Origin of the sequence: Brevibacillus sp. FSL K6-0770 (assembly GCF_038000275.1) — a bacterium.
Lineage (GTDB): Bacteria > Bacillota > Bacilli > Brevibacillales > Brevibacillaceae > Brevibacillus > Brevibacillus parabrevis.
Map to the genome: position 1 here is coordinate 1,093,569 of NZ_JBBOBQ010000001.1, position 14,845 is coordinate 1,108,413.

The following is a 14,845-nucleotide window of genomic DNA, read 5'->3' on the forward strand; positions in this document are numbered from 1 at the left end:
TTTTAGAGGGCTGACAGGTGCTTTTGTTGTAATGGCTGTGACAGTATTCGCAGACGACAAAAAACGGAAATAGCTGACGTCAGGTGGATACTGACGTCAGCTTGTCGTTTGGCGTTTTCACTGTCCACAAAATGAAAGATTTACCTTTCTTGCTCGCCCTGTCTTACACCCGCTGCTCACGGTAAATGCCTTGCTCGTAAATGTACGCGAGGCACGCATCTGGCAGCAGGAAGCTCGGGTCGCCGCCTTTGCGGATTTCATCGCGGATGTAAGTCGAGCTGATGCCCATGTTGATGCCTTTGCTCATGATCAGAAAATGCTCGTCGTGGTTGCGCAGAAGCGCGTCTTCGGCAATCAGGTCGGCGGTCGGGTACCCTTCCCGCGACATGACGATGAACTGAAACTGCGAGACCAGCTTTTCGGCATTGCCCCAGTTCGACAGCCCTACCAGCAGGTCCGAGCCCATGATGAAAAACAGTTCGTCGTTCGGATATTTCTTTTGCAGATGGACCATCGTGTCGTACGTGTATGTTTCGCCAGGCAGGGCATCCATCTCCACCGTGGAAATTTCAAACAGCGGCTGCCCGAATTGGTTCGTCTTATGCTCGCAGGTGGCCAGCGCCAACTTCAACATGTGCAGGCGATGGACATCCTCCGTCTGCATTTTTTTGTCATGGCGTTTGGAGGAGCAAGGGACAAAAATGACTTTGTCCAGACGTCTTCTGTGCGCGACAGTAGCTGCCGTAAACAGATGGCTGTAAGTAATCGGATCAAAGCTGCTTCCGTATATGCCGATTCGCATGATCGTAACCTCCCGTGTGCATCTGGGTGTCCATGCCTGCCAGATGTTATTTTTTCACAACGGCCATGCCCAGTTGATGTTGAAAATGTCCCAAAGCCCACTCGTGTCCTACCGGATTGAAGCTGGCGACGGCGTCCTCGTGAATGACGACGCGAAAACCGTGGTAGAAACCTTCGATTGCCGTGTGCAAGACACAAATGTCGGTGCAGACGCCAACCAGATGAATTTCGCTAATGCCCCGCGCCCGCAGCTGCAAGGCCAGATCAGTGCCCTGGAAGGCGCTGTAGCGCGTTTTGTCCATCCAGTAGATGGTGTCCTCAAATTCCTCGTAGATGCCTTGGATGCTCCCGTACAAGTTCCTGCCGGACGTGCCGATGATGTTGTGCGGCGGATACAGCCCGGTTTCCGGATGGTACGGGTCCTGCTCCTTGTGAGCGTCCACCGCCATCACGACAAAATCACCTTCTGCGAGAAAATCGCGGATCAATTCGCCGATGCGTCCTTCAATAGCTTGCCCTGGTTCTTTGCAGGTCAGGGCACCGTCTGGCGCGACAAAGTCGTTGGTATAGTCGATCACAATCAAGGATTTCATGGCAAAAACCTCCTGAAGTGAATGTGGGTAAGCCTGTCAGTAAATCATGGCAGTCGGGATGAAGTCGGAAAAGCGGTACAGCTTGGCGGGAGAGTTGGAATACTCGGTCGAGTAAACAGGCTGGCCCGAATCATCTACTGCTGCTTCCAGAATGCCTTGCCTTCTCGTAGTGGCGAGCAGGCGGCGTTCAAAATTGCCCCGATCGTTCACTTTGAAGCTGGGCACGACTGTTTCGATGACCTGCAACAGCTCGCTCAGCGTAAACCGCTCAGGCAGGAACGCTTTGGCGATGTTCGTTTGCAGCATTTTTTCCCGCACGCGCTGCAAAGCGTCCGTCAAAATCTCGCGGTGATCGAATGCCAGGTTGAGAGCGAAAGCTTCTTCGATGGGAAATAATTGCGCATCGGAAGCGTCGTCGGCAGCCTGCGCATGTTTGAGCAAATCTTCGTGAACGAGGGAAACGTACGCGACGCTCGGAATCCAGCCGCGCGGGTCGCGACCTGGCTTGTAGTATGTTTTCAGCTGCTCAATGTGGACGTCGCGGTCGATGTTCGTCTCTTCCTTCAACTCGCGGTAGGCGCATTCATCCAGCGTCTCGCTTTCCTTGGAAAAGCCGCCGGGCAAAGCCCACTGCTCCCCGTAGGTGTCGCTTTTGCGCTTGATCAAAAGAACAGCCAGCTGCTTGTGCGGCAACGATTTGGTTTTGGTTGCACGCGGAACGGACAGGATGGTAAAGAGACAAATATCGGTCGGAAGCCCGTCTGGCGAGCGATGCTTCTTGGTGCGAAAAAAGAGGCGTTTGGCTGACAGGCGATGCATGCTCACGATCGCATCCTTTCTGTAATGTGCTGGTTGATCCTGTTATGTTTATATTATGATGTTGTTTTAACAATGTCAATATGACAATATGATATTTTTCCAATAACTGACGCTGGAACGAACGAACGCAAAAAACGCCTGAGCTGCTCATGCTCAGGCGCTTCGTTTATGAAAAAGGCGAGACGGTTTCCAACGGGGCGGTAATCGGTTTGAGTCGCTGTTGAAGCGACGGAGCGGACTGGCACGGCTGGCTGGACTGAACAGCTTCTTCCCAGAAAAACAGCTGGCTGTTCAGCGGCGAGAGGTTTTTGGGCTGCACGCGCACATACGTGCCGTCTGGCATGAGCACGTTGGCCTTGGCGTCATCCTGCAACATCGTAGCCAGGACGTGCATGATCCGCTCCTTCAGATCACGCTGCACCACGGGAAACAAAATCTCGACGCGGGCGATCATATTGCGAGTCATCCAGTCCGCGCTGGACAGGTACACTTTTGGATCGCCGCCATTGCAAAAGGCGTAAATGCGACTATGCTCCAAATATCTGCCGACGATGCTCGTGACCCGGATGTTTTCGCTGACGCCGGGAATGCCTGGACGCAGGCAGCAAATGCCGCGGACGATCAGATTGATTTTCACCCCGGCGCATGAGGCGCGGTACAGTGCTTCGATGATTTCTTTGTCGGTCAAAGCATTCATTTTGGCGGTAATATAAGCAGGCTTGTTCGCCAGGCAGTTTTGAATTTCGCCTTCGATCAGCGCCAGGAACGCTTCACGCAAGCCGACGGGAGCGGTGGCGATTTCCTCCCATTTTGGCGGGTGGGAATAGCCGGACAGATGGTTGAAAAAGTGGGTGGCATCTGCCCCGACCTGTTCACGGGAAGTAAACATGCCCATATCCGTGTACACGCCTGCGGTTTTGTCGTTGTAATTGCCCGTGCCAAGATGCACATACCGTCGCAGGCCATCGCCCTCGGAGCGGACGACCAGTGTGATTTTGCTATGAGTCTTTAGCCCTGCCAATCCGTAGATGACGTGGCATCCGGCGTTCTCCAGTTTTTTGGCCCAGACGATGTTGTTTTCCTCGTCGAAACGCGCTTTCAGCTCCAGCAGGACAGTGACTTGCTTGCCGTTGTCCGCAGCCTGGAGGAGAGCATTGACGATCGGGGAATCGCCGCTGACCCGGTACAGCGTCTGCTTGATTGCGAGCACCTTGGGGTCGTTCGCTGCCTGTTGGACGAACCGGATGACCGGCTCAAAAGATTCGTAAGGATGGTGCAGCAGCACGTCCCTTTTTTGGATGACCGCAAACAAATCCTCGTCCTGCTTCGCCAAATCAAGCGGCTGCTGCGGATCGAGCGGTTCAAAGCGCAAATGGTCGTAGCCTGCCAGCGCATGGAAGCGGAAGAAAAACGCAGGATCGAGCGGACCATCGAGGCAGTACACTTCTTTGTCAGTGAGATCGAGCCAGTCTTGCAGAGTGGCTTGCAAGTATGCGCTCATGGACGAAGAGACGGCCAGGCAGGAAGGCTCGCCCATCTTGCGTTTTTTCAGCGTTTGCTCGATCGCTTCCAGCAAGTCATCGGCTTCGTCCTCGTCAAAAGTCAAGTCGGCGTTGCGTGTAATGCGAAACGGACTGACCTCAACGATGTTGTAGCCGTGGAACAGGCTGTCCATATGCTCCGCGATGACGTCTTCTAACAAGATAAAATGATCCTCGCCATCGAGGGAAGGCAGCTCCAGAAAACGCGGCAAGACAGACGGCACCTGCACAACAGCAAACAGCGGGCCTTCGCTTTCTTCCTCCGTGTCTTCCAGCAAGACAGCCAGGTTCAAACTTTTGTTCAACAGCATGGGAAACGGATGGCTGGCATCTACGGCCATCGGAGTCAGCACCGGATACAGGTGATGATGGAAAAAGGCGCGCACGAATACGGCTTGCTCTTCGCTCAGCTGATTTGCCTGCAAAAAGCGGATTCCCGCCTTGTTCAGCTCCGGCGTAATCTGGTGTTTGAGGATCGAGTACATCCGTTCCATCACCAGATGAGTGCGATCCCACACAGCGAACAGCTGCTCGTTTGCCGTCATCCCGGATTTGTTGTCCGGCTTGGTGAAGCCGGCTTTGACCTGGTCCTTTAGACCTGCCACCCTGACCATGAAAAATTCGTCAAAATTGCTGCTGGCAATCGCGATGAACTTGAGCCGCTCCAAAAGCGGATTGTCTGGATTGGAAGCTTCAAAAAGCACGCGCTCGTTGAAAGCGATCCAGCTTAATTCCCGGTTGATATAATAATCTGGAATACTAAAATCCTTCATCATGAACCAACCTTTTTCGCATAGTAAAAGATAGATCATAACTGGCAAGGAATAGTATAGCAGTCTACTGTTAAGCGATTGTTAAGTTTTGTCGGGGCTACGCGTCCACGACGACTTTCAGCGGGATTTTCCAAGCTTTCGAGAGCTTGGACAGCGGCTCATCGAGCAAGGAATACTCGAGCAAATCCGGCTGTTTTCCCGTGCAGGACAAAACGAACTCGCCGCCTGTTGAAGCAAGGCGAACGGCGCTGATCGCCTGGGTCATCGAGCGATCCAGCACTCTGGAAAAAAGCAGCAAATGGCCCAGCTTCTCTACGAGACTTTTGTCCTGCTTGCCGAGCAAATCCGGATGACGGGCAATCTGGTTCTGCGCCAGCTTGTTTGTTTTATAGGACGCAATCATGGCGAGCAGCAGCCGTTCCCGATGGGTATAGCCTGCCATCAGCACGTTGGACAGCAGGTAGAAAGTATGCTCGGAAGCTTCGTAGACGTTGATCGTGCGTCCGGTGTCATGCAGGAGGGCGGCGTTTTCCAAAAGCTGTCGCTCGAACCCGCTGAACGAATGGAGCGCATGCTGTTGCAACTGGTCAAACAGCGACAAAGCCAGGTCGCGCACATGGCGCGAATGCGGCTGGTCAACCTGGTAGCGGTTCATGAACTGCAAGGCGCTGCGCTCCCGGACGATGGCGGTCGAGGCAGGCGGCTGTTCACCCCAGACGGTTTCGTACAACACCCCGTCACGCAGCCCTTTGTTGCTTACGAGCAGGCAATCACTTTGCGCGTAGTGAAGCAAGCTTTCAAAAGCCGCCATGCCCGCGAGAATGACATCGGCGCGGTCTTTGGATACGCCAGGGATTTGTCGGCGTTCTTCCAGCGGCAGCCTGCGCAGGGCGTTCAAAATGTTCGTTACCGCATCTGCCTGGATAGGGTAATGGTGCAGGCTGTCCATGCTGTAGTGAACCTGGCGCTGGTGAATTTTGCCCAGATTGCGCGCTGTGCCGCCGATAGCGATGACGGGACATTGGCGGTTGGCAAGCCAGGGACAAGTGGCAAGCGAATCGGCCAAAAAGGTGCGAAGCTGCGCAAATTCTTCCTCACTCGGAACCTCTTCGCGGAAAAATTGACTGGTCAATGTCACGATGCCGAATGGAAAGCTGTGGCTTTCGATCAGCTGGCGGTCGCGGAAGTAAGTAACCTCTGTGCTGCCGCCGCCGATGTCGATGGTGATTCCTTCGTCCACAGGCATGCTGTTCAAGACGGCGAGATAGCCGTATCGCGCCTCTTCCTTGCCGCTTAATACACGCATGGAAATGCCGCTTTCCCGCTCGATCGCCGCTGTCAGCTCCCGGCCGTTTTCCGCCTGGCGAACTGCTGCGGTGGCAACTCCGATGGCTTGGGTGACTTTTCGCGCGTCCAGCAGTTTCTTGAACTGGCGCATCGCTGTCAAAGTTTTGGCAACGCCTTCCTCGTCCAGTCTGCCCGCACGCAGGTGGTTGCTCAATCGCAAGCTGTATTTGATATTGTCTATCTCTGCTACCATTCCCGAATCGTCTTGCTCGTAAATGACCAATCTGGCTGTATTGGAGCCGAGATCGATGACGCCGATGCTTTTTTTCATGTGATTCCCCACTTACAATAGGCTTGGATTCTCGCCAAAATTTTCATGTTTGTTCTCATTATGCCATAGAAATCGGACTTTCCACCCATGAAGTTGTCAGTTGACAATAACGAAAAACCTTTTTATAATCTGAGACATTCAAGCAAACAACAATACGCACACAAATACATGGCTGTGAAAAGGAAAGTAAAAAAGGGATTTGACGACCAGAGAGCTGCCTGATTGCTGGGAGGGCGGCCGCGAACTCTTTTTGAAAGCCACCTTGGAGCCCTGCTTTTGAACGGTTCAGTAGAAAGCAGCGTTTTCCCCGCGTTACGGGGCGCATGTCTTTTTGACAAGACTGCACGAGTTTGCCTTTTGCGAGAGAGGCAAAAAAGCTGAGTGGTACCGCGATACCTTCGCCTCAGCAACCCGATTCATGAAAGCATGGATCAGGTTGCTGGGGCTTTTTGATTTTGGCCAAAAAGAGATAGGAGTGGTGGGGAATGGATCGCTTGAAGCAAAGGGAGCTGTTGCACCTTTTGGAAGAAGATAGCCGCATGAGCGCCGAGCAAATCGGCAAAATGCTGGCAGAGCCTACGGAGGTAATCGAACAGGCGATTGCCGAGCTGGAGGCAGAAAAGGTGATCGTGAAATATCCGGCGCTGGTCAACTGGGAGCGCGTGGAGGATCATCCTTACGTCAACGCCATGATCGACGTCAAAGTGACGCCCAAGCGCGATGTCGGATTTGACGAGGTAGCCGAACGCATTTGCCGCTTCCCTGAAGTGAAGGCCGTCTACTTGATGTCTGGCGCCAGCTACGATTTGTCGATCATTTTGGAAGGCAAGACGATGAAAGAGGTCGCTACCTTCGTATCGCAAAAGCTGTCAACGCTCGATTCTGTCGTATCGACAGCGACGCACTTTATTTTGAAACGCTACAAGCACGATGGCATTGAGCTGGAAGATCGTGACGAAGATCGCAGGATGGTGGTTACGCCGTGAGTACACAATTGACAGTCAAAAAAAATCGCTTGTCGTCTACAGTCGCATCTTTGAAGCCATCGGGCATCCGCCGCTTTTTCGATCTGGCGGCATCGATGGAAGGGGTCATCTCGCTCGGGGTTGGGGAGCCGGATTTCGTCACACCTTGGCGCATGCGCGAAGCTTCTATCTCCTCGCTGGAGCGCGGACACACTGCCTATACTTCCAATGCGGGCATGCTCCCGCTGCGCGTCGAGATTCAAAAGTATTTGGAGGAGCGCTTCTCGGTCAGCTATCATCCGGAGACGGAGATTCTCGTAACCGTAGGAGCGAGCGAAGCGATTGATATCGCCTTGCGTGCCATTCTCGATCCGGGTGATGAAGTTCTGGTAGTAGAACCGTGCTACGTCTCCTACGAGCCTGTCATCCGGCTGGCTGGCGGCGTGCCGAAGTTTTTGAAAACGACGATGGAAAACCAATTCAAGCTGACGCCGCAAGAGCTGGAAGCGAATATTTCGGAGCGCACGAAAGCGATCATCTTCTGCTACCCGAACAACCCGACAGGGGGCACGATGACAGCAGAGGAGTGGAAGACGCTTCTGCCGATTATTGAAAAGCACGACCTGCTGGTGATTTCCGACGAGATTTATGCAGAGCTGACGTACGGACGGATGCATGACAGCATCGCGGCTCTGCCGGGAATGAAAGAGCGGACGATCCTGATTTCCGGCTTTTCCAAAGCGTTTGCCATGACAGGCTGGCGGCTCGGCTACGTGTGTGCCACACCTGATCTGCTCGCGGGCATGCTGAAAATTCACCAGTACACGATGCTGTGTGCGCCGACGATGGCCCAGATGGCTGCGCTCGAAGCGTTGCGCCATGGCCGCGCCGATATGGAGCGAATGATCGAGAGCTACCGTCAGCGCCGCAATTACGTAGTCGATGGCTTCCGCCAGATCGGACTTACGTGCCATGAACCGGATGGAGCGTTTTACGCCTTCCCATCTGTGACGGCAACAGGACTTAGCTCCGCCGAGTTTGCCGAAAAGCTGCTCATGGAGGAGAAAGTGGCAGTCGTGCCGGGAGACGTGTTTGGCGAGAGCGGACAAGGCCACATTCGCTGCTCGTATGCGACGTCCATGGAGCAGTTGAAAAAGGCGCTGGATCGGATGGAGCGCCTGATGGGACGATTGCAGTAGGGCTGGCGAGGAAAACAGCAAAGAGGACAGTGCCAGTAGCGCTGTCCTCTTTTTTTATGTTCGGCAGGAGCTTGCTGCTTGTGAGGCAGCAGCATTGCTTTTTCGGATAAATTTATGACGACATGACGATCGTGGCGACGAGCTGTGTGACAAGCGCAGCTACGATCATGGAAATACTGGAGACAGTGCCTGAGATCGGACTGATCTCAAACGCCTTGGACGTCCCTGCGCCGTGCGCACTTGTGCCCAGCAGGACACCGCGCGCGATATCATCGGAAATCCGCAAGTAAGCAATGATGTACGGCCCGATGATGGAACCGAGCACTCCGGTCATCAAGACGAGCACGGCGGTAATCGAAGGAACGCCCCCGATCATTTGCGATACGTTCATGGCGATTGGCGTCGTGATGGAACGCGGCAAAAGGCTGTAGAGCACTTGCTGATCGGTATGCAAAAGCAAAGCGAGCACAGCGGAGGAGATGACGGCCACCGCCGAGCCGGACACGACACTGATCATGATTTGTGCCGCGTGTTTCTTCAATAAAGGATAGTGCTTGTAGAGTGGCACAGCAAAGGCGATAGTCGCAGGCTGGAGCATGTACGCCAGCCATTTTCCCCCTTCGTTGTAATCAGCGTAAGGGATTTGGGCGCACAGCAGCAGGACAACCAGCAGAAGCGGTGTGAACAAGATAGGCGAAAAGAGCATAATCGGTCTATAGCGATAAAGCCGTTTGGCCGTCAAATAAATGACGATAGTCAGCCAAAAGCCAATCAGTCCGGTCATCATGAGCGTGTATGCCCCTTCCGCTTCGAGATGCTTTGGGCGATCAAGCCGCTACAGACCATGACGAACGCAGTGCCGATCACGATAATCAGAACAATTTGCAGCCCTTCATGCAGCATCAGGCTTTGGTACGAGACAATGCCGACAGACGGCGGAATAAAAAACAACAACAGCTCTGCCAAAAGCCATGCGGCTCCGGTTTCAATCCATTCCAGCCGCAAAATTTTGGCCTGGAGCAAGAAAAACACAACAAACATCCCCAGGATGCTGCCGGGGATTTTCCAGCCGAGCGCAGAAACAAGCAGGTTCATCAAAACAGACATGAGAATGAAAAATGCTACTTGCCCCGCGATGATAATCAGTCTTTTCATGATGGTCCTCTCCCTTTGGGAAAAGTGTACATCAGCTTTTTTCATAGGTAAAATGCATATATAGAATGAGTAACATTCATCTTATCTATAGAAGAAACGGAGCGAAGAGCGGATGGACATTCGCCATTTGCAATACTTTTTGGAGGTAGCGCGGCATAGCAGCTTCACCAAGGCGGCAGAGTCGCTGTATATTACCCAGCCGACGATCAGCAAGATGGTGCGCAATCTGGAGGAGGAAATTGGCGTAGAGCTGTTTGAGCGGGTCGGAAAGCGCATCACGTTGACCGATGCGGGATGGGTTTTGTTCTCCCAGGCGGAAGTCATGGTGAAATCGTTCGAGAACATGAAAATCAGGTTGGCAGATTTGATGGAGCTAAAGCGCGGAAAAATTCGCATCGGGCTGCCGCCGATGGTAGGAGCGAGCTTTTTTCCAAAAGTCATCGGGAAGTTTTGCGAGCAGTATCCGGGGATCGAGTTGGAGCTGCTGGAAGTCGGTTCGAAAAAAGTGGAGGCTGATGTCGCATCGGGGATGCTGGACAGCGGTGTCGTTTTGCTGCCGACAGATGAAGCGCTTTTTGAGTCGTACTCGTTCGTCAACGAGCAGATTCGCGTCGTGGTTCACCCGACTCATCCATTGGCCGAGCAGCAGGAGGTATCGCTGATCGAGCTTGCGCAGGAGCGCTTTTTGCTGTTTCACGAAGACTTTTCCTTGCACAACCGGATTATTGACGAGTGCGTGCGAGTCGGCTTTCACCCTGCGGTCATGTACAAAAGCTCCCAGTGGGACTTTCTCTCGGAAATGGTGGCAGCCAATGTCGGGATTACTTTGCTGCCCCAAACGATCTGCCGGGAGCTGGACCCGCGCCGTTTTCACAGTCTTGCGCTGGTCAATCCGACGATCCGATGGCACCTCGGGATGATTTGGCGCAAAAACGCCTATCTCTCGTATGCGACGCGCGAATGGATTCGCTTCACGAAAGAAAGCTTGCCCCATATGAAAAGCAAGGCTTCATCTTCTGAATGAAGCCTTGCTCGTATGGGAGTGGCCGCAGCTGGCTGCGACCGAAAATGGTATGCATGTATATGGTAGAAAAGGCGGCTGGTTGATAGGAGCAGCCTGTTACAACAATGGGAATGGTCGTATAGGAAAAAATGAAATTATTATTTCGTATTGCGAAGTTTTAGAAACCAACAGATTGATTCAAGGCGCTTACAGCCAGATTGTATTGATAAAGAGCGTCGGCAGCTTTGGTTTCGGATTCGAATAATTCTGCTTCTTTGTCGATCAGGTCATTCAAAGAGCCTTTTTTATTGTTGGCGTAATCGTAAAGAGTTTGTTCGTATTGTTTGGCAGCTTCTTCTTTGGCAGCGTTGCTTGCTGTCAGTGCAGCTTTGGCAGCTGCCGCTTTTTCGTAGGAATCGCTGACTTCCAGACTCACTTTTTGTTTGAGGCTTTGCAGCAGCAGCTCTTCTTTGCGCAGGTCGTTGCGCGCGATTCTTCCTTTATATGTGCTTCCCGCGGAGTATTCTGCCGTAAAATCGGCTTTGATTTGGGCGTACTCTCTTTTCGCTTCGGCTTCGATCATGTCAGGGCGTTTTTGGTAGGCCAGAGCAAGAGCTTCTTCCACTGTATTCAGCGGGGCAGAGGTCAGTGCGCTCGTTTGCAGCAACCACTCTTTGTCCTGTTTTTCATTCAGCAAGCTGTTGAGCTTGGCCAATGCTTCCTTGTAGCTGCTTTCCAGAGCGGACAGCTTGTCTTTGGCGTCATTGTCATCGGCCCAGTATTGGCGCTGGATGCTTTTCTTTTGCACCTTGATTTTTTCTTCCAGGGCGCGAACTTCAAAATATGCTTTTTGGACATCGAGGCGCAGAGCGTTTTGCTTGGTGGCAAAGGAAGCTTCACCGACGAGCAAATCTTTTTTCGCTTCAGCTTCATCTCCGTACTTGTCAGAAGCTTCACTCAGCGAATTGACGTCATCCTTTTTGATTGCCGCTGTGTCTCGAAGGGTCAGGAGAGACTCATAGCGAGTGGTTTCGTAATCGAGTCTCGCCAGTTCCAGGTCAACACTGTTTTTCAATGCTTGCTCAACAGCGTGATCGAGAGAGAGGGGAGCTACTGCTGTTTGTTCCACCGCCGCTGCGAGAGGGGCTGCCAGAGCCAGGTGCGAGCTGCCGACAAAAAGAGCAGTGACCAGTGTGGTGCTGTAAAGATGTTTGGACAACCGGGACTTCATTTACAAAGCCTCCTTCATTTCATGAGTAATGAAAACGATAATCATTATCAATTTTCATGAACAGTATATATTTCCAACCTGATGTTCGTCAATACGAAATCGAGAGTTGGAATGATAGAAAACATCATTTATCAATCAAAGAGTTTAAATAATTTACAAATTTTGTGTAAAGGCAGCGTGCAGCAAGAAAGGCATCCAGATAGCGGACGCCTTTCTTGCTATGAGCTTGGTCAAAAGTAAAGAGGAGAGAGCCGCTGATCTATATAAAAGGCAGTCTGGAGCTTGCTGCCTAATTCATCAGATAAAAAGGAGGGAAAATGACGAAAAAATATTACGTGAAGCGAAATATTAGAAACCGATCGATTGATCCAATGTGCTGACAGCAAGGTTGTATTGATAGAGCGATTCAGATGCTTTGGTTTCTGCTGCAAACAGGCTTGCTTCTTTTTCGATCAAGTCTTTCAAGGCTGCTTTTTGACTGGTGTAATCCGACAAAGCTTGCTGGTATTGCTTGGCTGCTTCGTTTTTGGCAAGGACGCTCTCAGCCAATGCTTTTTTCGCCGCGGCGACCTTTTCGAAAGAGTCGGCTACTTCCTGATCGACTTTTTGCTTCAGTCGTTCCAGCACCAGGTCGGACTTGCGCAATTGCTTGACGGCTACTTTGCCTTTATAGGTGCTGATGGGCGTGTAATCTTTCGTGTAGTTAACTTTGACTTCGGCAAAATCTTTCTCGGCGACAGCTTTCATCATGTCAGGCCGCTTTTTATAGGCTTGCGCTTTGGCTTCTTCCAGAGTGGCAACAAGCGGTGCGGACAGCTCGCGGGTTTCCAAGCGCCAGGACTTGTCCTTTTTTTCGTTCAGCAGATCGTTGAGTTTGGCCAATGCCTGCTTGTAGCTGGTTTCCAGAGCGGACAGCTTTTCTTTCGCTTCGTCGTTCTCTGACCAGTATTGGCGTTGGATGCTTTGCTTTTGCAGCTTGATCTTTTCTTCCAGAGAAGAGACTTCAAAATACGCTTTTTGCACTTGCAACTGCAAATTGTTTTTTGAGGTTTTCAAAGTGACTTCGCTAAGCGCCAGGTCTTTTCTCGCTTTGGCAGCGTCTTCGTATTTTTTCTTGGCATCATCGAGCGTATTGACGTTTTCGAGCTGGATGGCCGCTTTTTCTCGCAGCGTATAGAGCGTTTCATATTCCGTAACATCGTAATCTATTTGCAGCAGCTCAAGATCGATGCTGGTTTTCAATGCCTGTTCGATCGCACCGTGAAGAGACAGAGGAGCGGTCTGGGTTTGTTCTGCGGCTGCAACGACTGCAGGAGCGGCCATAGCCAAATGAGTATTGCCTGCAAGAAGCGCGGCAACCAGTGTAGTGCTGTAGAGATGCTTCGATAACCTGGACTTCATTATGGGGCCTCCTTGGGAATAGGAAAAGAGTTTGTCGATAACGATTCTCATTATCAAATTTTCATGAACAGTATATATTTCCAGTCTACATTCGTCAATATGTAAGCATAAGAAAGTTGATCGGAAAAATAAAATGAAACAAAGAAAAAGCTCCCTCGACGTGAGGGAGCCTGCAATGACTTGTTTGGCAAAGCTATTTATTTTTCGTCCATGCTGAAATCTACTTTATGGAGCGGAACAAGCTTGCTCTTTTTCGTATACTTGTAGACAAGCCAGACGATCAAAAACAGCGGCAAGCCAACATAGGAGACGAACACGCCGTTCCAGTCAATCTCGCCGCCGATAAACGCCGAGTAGTTTTGGCCGACAATGACGACGCAGCAAATGATAAAGGCGAAAATCGGGCCAAACGGGAACAGCTTCGCCCGGTATGGCAGCTCACGCAGGTCGCGGCCTTGTGCCAGGTACGCTTTGCGGAAGCGGTAATGGCTGATGGCAATGCCGAGCCAAGCGATAAACCCGGACATGCCGGATGCGTTCAGAAGCCATACGTACACCTCGCCATCTCCAAACAGGGAAGACAGAAACGCCAGCGCACCGATGGCAGCCGTCATGATCAAGGAATTGATCGGGACGCCGTTGCGAGTGACTTTGGCAAACCATTTTGGCGCTTTTCCTTCCTTCGCCAGCACCCACAGCATGCGGGTGGATGCGTACATGCCGGAGTTGCCGGCAGACAGCACGGAGGTGAGGATGACCGCATTCATCACAGAGGCGGCGAAGGCAAAGCCGGCTTTTTCAAAGACGATCGTGAACGGGCTGATGGCAATATCGGTAATATCACCGCTGATCAGATTCGGATTGTCGTAAGGAACGAGCAACCCGATAATCAGGATTGCGAAAATGTAGAAGAGCAAGATGCGCCAAAAAATCTGGCGGATCGCTTTCGGGATATTGCGCGCAGGGTCTTCGCTCTCACCAGCGGCCACCCCTACAAGCTCGGTTCCCTGGAACGAGAACCCGGCAATCATGAAGACGCCGAGAAGCGCCATGAAGCCGCCATTGAACGGTGCATCGCCTTTGGTGAAGTTTTGGAAACCGACTGCTTCGCCACCCATAATGCCGAAGATCATCAAAATACCAATGATGATAAAGACGACGACGGTGACTACTTTAATCAAGGCAAACCAGTATTCGGATTCGCCGTAGCCTTTGACAGACAACAGATTAAGAGCAAACATAAGGACGAGGAACAAGGCACTCCACAAAATGGCGGGAGTATCCGGGAACCAGTATTTCATAATGAGAGCTGCGGCTGACAGTTCGACCGCAATCGTAATTGCCCAGTTGTACCAGTAATTCCAGCCAAGCGCGAAGCCGAGTGACGGGTCGACGAATCTGGTGGCGTAGGTGGAAAAGGAGCCGGATACAGGCATGAAGGCGGCCATTTCCCCAAGACTGGTCATCAAAAAGTAAACCATGATACTGATAGCGATGTAGGCGACCAAAGCGCCCCCTGGTCCGGCTTCGTGAATCGAGCCTCCACTCGCCAGGAACAAGCCCGTACCGATGGAGCCGCCGATGGCGATCATCGTCAGGTGGCGGGCTTTCAAACCACGTTGCAGTTGATTCTGTGACATAAGATGCTTGCACGACCTTTCGAAGATTTTGAGAAGGTCGGTCGGAAACGAAAAAACCGCCAATAGCCAAAAACGGCATAGGGCGGTATCATCCAATCCCCACCAA

At 52.0% G+C, this 14,845-nt stretch carries 13 protein-coding genes and 1 other annotated feature; of the genes, 3 read left to right on the forward strand and 10 right to left on the reverse strand.

Annotated features, from left to right (window positions below; translation table 11 throughout):
- Positions 1 to 163: 163 nt before the first annotated feature.
- The 5 genes from nadD to ppx form a co-directional block, all read right to left on the reverse strand.
- Positions 164 to 802, reverse strand: coding sequence for a nicotinate-nucleotide adenylyltransferase (gene nadD / locus NST23_RS05605; protein ID WP_063229672.1), 639 nt, complete (start codon positions 800 to 802; stop codon positions 164 to 166).
- 46 nt (positions 803 to 848) lie between these two features.
- Positions 849 to 1,394: a cysteine hydrolase family protein gene (locus tag NST23_RS05610; RefSeq protein ID WP_122962709.1), complete on the reverse strand. Its 546-nt coding sequence runs from the start codon at positions 1,392 to 1,394 to the stop codon at positions 849 to 851.
- 36 nt (positions 1,395 to 1,430) lie between these two features.
- Positions 1,431 to 2,213, reverse strand: coding sequence for an NUDIX hydrolase (locus NST23_RS05615; RefSeq protein ID WP_122962710.1), 783 nt, complete (start codon positions 2,211 to 2,213; stop codon positions 1,431 to 1,433).
- Positions 2,214 to 2,379: 166 nt separating this feature from the next.
- Positions 2,380 to 4,530, reverse strand: a complete 2,151-nt coding sequence (locus NST23_RS05620; protein WP_445662487.1) for an RNA degradosome polyphosphate kinase — start codon at positions 4,528 to 4,530, stop codon at positions 2,380 to 2,382.
- A 94-nt stretch (positions 4,531 to 4,624) separates the two neighbouring features.
- Entirely contained in the window at positions 4,625 to 6,145 is a 1,521-nt protein-coding gene (gene ppx, locus NST23_RS05625) for an exopolyphosphatase (RefSeq protein WP_340963302.1), read from the reverse strand.
- A 165-nt stretch (positions 6,146 to 6,310) separates the two neighbouring features.
- Positions 6,311 to 6,554 (forward strand) — a binding site (T-box leader).
- 76 nt (positions 6,555 to 6,630) lie between these two features.
- On the opposite strand from ppx, the gene NST23_RS05630 reads away from it, so the two are divergent.
- Both NST23_RS05630 and NST23_RS05635 read left to right on the forward strand, forming a co-directional pair.
- Positions 6,631 to 7,131 carry an Lrp/AsnC family transcriptional regulator gene (locus NST23_RS05630; protein WP_122962713.1) on the forward strand — a complete coding sequence of 167 codons (501 nt, stop codon included), beginning with the start codon at positions 6,631 to 6,633 and terminating at the stop codon, positions 7,129 to 7,131.
- Positions 7,128 to 8,309 carry an aminotransferase gene (locus tag NST23_RS05635; protein ID WP_122962714.1) on the forward strand — a complete coding sequence of 394 codons (1,182 nt, stop codon included), beginning with the start codon at positions 7,128 to 7,130 and terminating at the stop codon, positions 8,307 to 8,309. Before NST23_RS05630 ends, NST23_RS05635 begins: the two co-directional genes overlap by 4 nt.
- A gap of 112 nt (positions 8,310 to 8,421) precedes the next feature.
- Here the strand turns inward: NST23_RS05635 and NST23_RS05640 are convergent, their stop codons facing one another.
- Positions 8,422 to 9,096, reverse strand: coding sequence for an LrgB family protein (locus NST23_RS05640; RefSeq protein ID WP_340963305.1), 675 nt, complete (start codon positions 9,094 to 9,096; stop codon positions 8,422 to 8,424).
- On the reverse strand, positions 9,093 to 9,464 hold the full coding sequence (locus NST23_RS05645; protein WP_122962716.1) for a CidA/LrgA family protein: 372 nt from the start codon (positions 9,462 to 9,464) through the stop codon (positions 9,093 to 9,095). The genes NST23_RS05640 and NST23_RS05645 overlap by 4 nt, the downstream gene beginning before the upstream one ends.
- A 112-nt stretch (positions 9,465 to 9,576) precedes the next feature.
- On the opposite strand from NST23_RS05645, the gene cidR reads away from it, so the two are divergent.
- Positions 9,577 to 10,488 (forward strand): cidABC operon transcriptional activator CidR, encoded by a 912-nt coding sequence (cidR, locus tag NST23_RS05650; RefSeq protein WP_122962717.1) that lies wholly within the window; start codon positions 9,577 to 9,579, stop codon positions 10,486 to 10,488.
- Positions 10,489 to 10,645: 157 nt separating this feature from the next.
- Here cidR and NST23_RS05655 read toward each other — a convergent pair whose 3' ends face one another.
- The 3 genes from NST23_RS05655 to NST23_RS05665 form a co-directional block, all read right to left on the reverse strand.
- Positions 10,646 to 11,698 carry a TolC family protein gene (locus tag NST23_RS05655; protein ID WP_122962718.1) on the reverse strand — a complete coding sequence of 351 codons (1,053 nt, stop codon included), beginning with the start codon at positions 11,696 to 11,698 and terminating at the stop codon, positions 10,646 to 10,648.
- A gap of 348 nt (positions 11,699 to 12,046) precedes the next feature.
- Complete coding sequence (locus NST23_RS05660; RefSeq protein WP_242772485.1) at positions 12,047 to 13,099, reverse strand: TolC family protein; 1,053 nt, start codon at positions 13,097 to 13,099, stop codon at positions 12,047 to 12,049.
- 197 nt (positions 13,100 to 13,296) lie between these two features.
- A complete protein-coding gene (locus NST23_RS05665; protein ID WP_122963244.1) occupies positions 13,297 to 14,739 on the reverse strand; it encodes an amino acid permease in 1,443 nt (480 codons plus the stop codon).
- Between the last annotated feature and the right edge of the window lie 106 nt (positions 14,740 to 14,845).